Source organism: Actinoalloteichus spitiensis RMV-1378 (assembly GCF_000239155.1).
Taxonomy (GTDB): domain Bacteria; phylum Actinomycetota; class Actinomycetes; order Mycobacteriales; family Pseudonocardiaceae; genus Actinoalloteichus_B; species Actinoalloteichus_B spitiensis.
In genome coordinates, this window is record NZ_AGVX02000562.1 from 1 (window position 1) to 3,622 (window position 3,622).

A 3,622-nucleotide genomic window follows, 5' to 3' on the forward strand; every position below is an offset into this window, starting at 1 on the left:
CCGGTTCGGCACGGTCCAGCCACCGGCACAGGCTGGTGAGGGTGGCGGCGCAGCCACCGCAGCCCGTGCCCGCGCGAGTCACCCGGCTCAGCGCCGGAACGTCCCGGGCGCCGACCCGCCAGGCGGTGACCAGGGCCTGTTTGGACACGGCGCCGCACCGGCACACCACGGCGGTGTCGGGCAGCTCGGAGGGGTCCGGGCCCCGCGCGCCACCGGTCTCGCCGAGCACCAGGTGGAACGGGTCGTCCGGCAGCGGATCGCCCCGGTCGTAGAGCTGCCCCAGGGTGGCGGCCGCCCGGGGGAACCCGATCAGGATGGCCCCGGCGACCCGGTCGTCCCGCACCGCCAGCCGGGCGTAGCGGCCCCGCCGGTGATCGGCCATCGTCACCAGCTCGGCGGGCTCCGCCGCCCTGCTGTCCCCCAGCGCTGTGACGTCGATGTCCTGCGCCTTGAGCCTGGTGACCGTGCTGGAACCCCGGTACGCGGCGGCCGGGCTCGTACGGGTGAGGAGGGCGGCCAGGACGTCCGCCTGGTCGAAGCCCGGTGCGAGCAACCCGTACTGCACGCCGTCGTGTTCGGCGCAGTCACCGATGGCGCGGATGCGGGGGTCGCTGGTGGTCAGGGTGTCGTCGACGACGACACCGCGACGCACCGCCAGTCCCGCCCTGGTGGCCAACTCGGTCCTCGGTCGGGCGCCGACAGCGACCACGACGAGGGCGGCGTGGATCTCCCGGCCGTCGTCGAGGACGAGACACCCGTCGCGGTAGCCCACCGGCTGGTGGCCGAGGTGCACGGTGATGCCCAACGCCCGGGTCGAGGCCAGGAGGACGGCGCCCGCCACGTCGTCGAGCTGCCGTTCCATGAGGGACCGGGACCGGTGGACCAGGGTGACCTCCGCTCCCCTGGCCGCCAACGCCCGCGCGGTCTCCAGCCCGAGCGTCCCGCCGCCGAGGACGGTCACGGGCAGACCGGAGCGGAGGCGTCGTCCCAGGCGTTCGACGTCGCCCAGGGTGCGCAGGGCCACCACCGCCGCCCCGGGCCGGTCGGCGGGCCCGGTCAGCCCGGGGACCTCGGGCCAGACCGGCCGCGCGCCGGTGGCCAGGACGAGCACGTCGTAGTGGTGGGTCACCCCGGAGGAGGAACGCACCCGGCGACGCGTCCGGTCCACGTCGGTGACCCGCTCCCCCACCCGCACGGCGACCGCCGGCTCCGGCGGCGGCAACCGGGTGTCCTCCCCGTGCAGGGTTCCCGCGACCACCGAGGGCAGCAGCACCCGGTTGTAGGCGGGACGCGGTTCCGCTCCGAGCACGGTGATCCGGTGCTGGCCGCCCGCCCGGGCGACCCGGTCGGCGAGCCGGTGGCCCACCGGCCCGTTGCCGACGACGACGATCCTGCTCATCGGACCTCCTCCGCTCCGGTGGAGCCGCCCGGCCCGCCCGGTTCCGGTGGAGTGGCCCCGTCCGCGCGTTCGAGTCGGACGGCGCACACCTTGAACTCGGGCATGCCGCTCACCGGGTCGAGCTCCGGGTTGGTGATCAGGTTGGCCCGTCCCTCCTCGGGGAAGTGGAAGGGCAGGAACACGGTGTCGGCGCGCAGGTGGGGAACGAGGCGCACGGTGGCGGTGACCCGACCGCGACGCGTGACGACGTGGGCCACGTCCCCGGCGCCGAGCCCGGCTCGGCGGGCGGTGTCGGGGTGCACCTCGACGTAGGGGGCGGGTTCGACCGCCGCCAGCTCCGGGACACGGCGGGTCTGCGCTCCCGACTGGTAGTGGACGAGCACCCGCCCGGTCGTGCCGTACAAGGGGTAGCCCTCGTCGGGGGACTCGGCGCTCGGACGGTGGGCGACCGGCCGGAACCGGGCCCGGCCGTCCGGGTGGGCGAAACGGTCCAGGAACAACCTCGGGGTGCCGGCGTGCGGCGCGCCCGAGGCGCGGGGACAGGGCCAGTGCAACGCCTCGCCCCGGTCGAGCCGGCGGTAGTCGATCCCCGAGTAGTCGGCCCGACCGCCGGCGGAGGCCGCCGCCAGTTCGGCGAAGACGACCTCGGGGCGGGTCGGGAACCGCGCGGCGGGTTGACCGAGGCGGGTGGCGAGCGCGCCGAGCACGTCCAGGTCGGACCGGACCCCGGGGGGTGGTGGCACGGCGGCCCGCCGCCGCAGCACCCTGCCCTCCAGGTTGGTCATCGTGCCGTCCTCCTCCGCCCACTGGGTGGTGGGCAGGACGACGTCGGCGGTCCTGGCGGTCTCCGAGGGGACGAAGTCCGCCACCACCAGCAGGTCGAGGGCGGCGAGGCGCTCGGCGACGTGCCCGGCTCGCGGGGCCGACACCACCGGGTTGGTGCCGAAGACCAGCAGTGCCCTCGGACCGCCGGGGCGGCCGATGGCGTCCACCAGTTCGTAGGCGCTGCGCCCGGGTCCGGGCAGGTCCTCCGGCCGGATCCCCCAGACCCGCGCGACGTGGTCGCGGGCCGAGGGGTCCTCGATGGACCGGTACCCGGGGAGCTGGTCGGCCTTCTGCCCGTGCTCCCGGCCGCCCTGCCCGTTGCCCTGCCCGGTGAGGCAGCCGTAACCGCTGCCCCGCCGCCCCGGCAGGCCCAACGCCAACGCGAGGTTGACCACCCCGCTGACCGTGTCGGTCCCCGTGCTGTGCTGCTCCGCGCCCCGCCCGGTGAGCACGTAGCGGCGGGACGCCGTCGCCAGCAGCCGCACCGCCGCCCGCTGGTCGGCCACCGGGACACCGGTGACCTGTTCGGTCCGTTCCGGCCACCACGCGACGGCGTGCCGCCAGGCCTCCTCGAACCCCGTGGTGCGCTCCCGGACGTAGCGCTGGTCGACGTGACCGTCGACGACGGCCACGTGCAGCAGGCCCAGGGCCAGCGCCAGGTCGGTCCCGGGCCGGGTTCGCAGGTGCAGCGCCGCCCGTTCGGCGGTGGGGGTCCGCCTCGGGTCCACCACGACGAGGTCGGCGGCGGCCATCCTGGCCATCAGCGGGGGCATCGTCTCGGCGGGGTTGGCTCCGACGAGCAGGACCACCTCCGCCGCCTCCAGGTCGGTGACCGGGAACGGCAGCCCCCGGTCGAGGCCGAAGGCCGCGTTCCCGGCGGCCGCGGCCGAGGACATGCAGAACCGCCCGTTGTAGTCGATCTGGCTGGTGCCCAACGCGACCCGCGCGAACTTCCCCAGCAGGTAGGCCTTCTCGTTCGTCAACCCGCCGCCTCCCAGCACCGCGACCGAGTCCGGGCCGGCCCGGTCGACGGCAGCGCGGATCCCGGCGACGACGCGGTCGAGCGCGGTCGACCAGTCGGTGACCCGCGCCGGGCCGCCCCGGTGGTCCCGCACCAGCGGAGCCAGGAGCCGGTCACCCGCCGCGAGCAGGCGGGGGGCCGTCCACCCCTTCTGGCACAGCCGGCCCTGGTTCACCGGGAAGTCGGTGGGACGCACCCCGAGCGCGGGACGTCCCCCTCCTCCCGTGCCCTCCTCGACCAGTTCGGTCCCGCACTGGAGTGCGCAGTAGGGGCAGTGGGTGGTCGTGCCGGCGGTCGCGCCCGGCGGGCCCGACGCGGGTGCCGTGCCCCTCATGCCCCACCCCCCCCCGCCACGGGTGCGCCCCGCCCGGGGGCAC

The 3,622-nt window shown here is 76.2% G+C and carries 2 protein-coding genes; both read right to left on the minus strand.

Features of this window, described 5'->3' with window-relative positions; translation table 11 throughout:
* Positions 1-1,399 (minus strand): FAD-dependent oxidoreductase (locus ACTIDRAF_RS0221695; RefSeq protein WP_016700813.1); only part of this gene is annotated, 1,399 nt, incomplete at its 3' end.
* Positions 1,396-3,579 carry a molybdopterin oxidoreductase family protein gene (locus tag ACTIDRAF_RS0221700; RefSeq protein ID WP_016700814.1) on the minus strand — a complete coding sequence of 728 codons (2,184 nt, stop codon included), beginning with the start codon at positions 3,577-3,579 and terminating at the stop codon, positions 1,396-1,398. The genes ACTIDRAF_RS0221695 and ACTIDRAF_RS0221700, both read right to left, overlap by 4 nt.
* Between the last annotated feature and the right edge of the window lie 43 nt (positions 3,580-3,622).

Coding starts and splice junctions, on each gene's coding strand:
- ACTIDRAF_RS0221700 (WP_016700814.1), bottom strand. CDS start 3,579: ATGAGGGGCACGGCACCCGCGTCGGGCCCGCCGGGCGCGACCGCCGGC.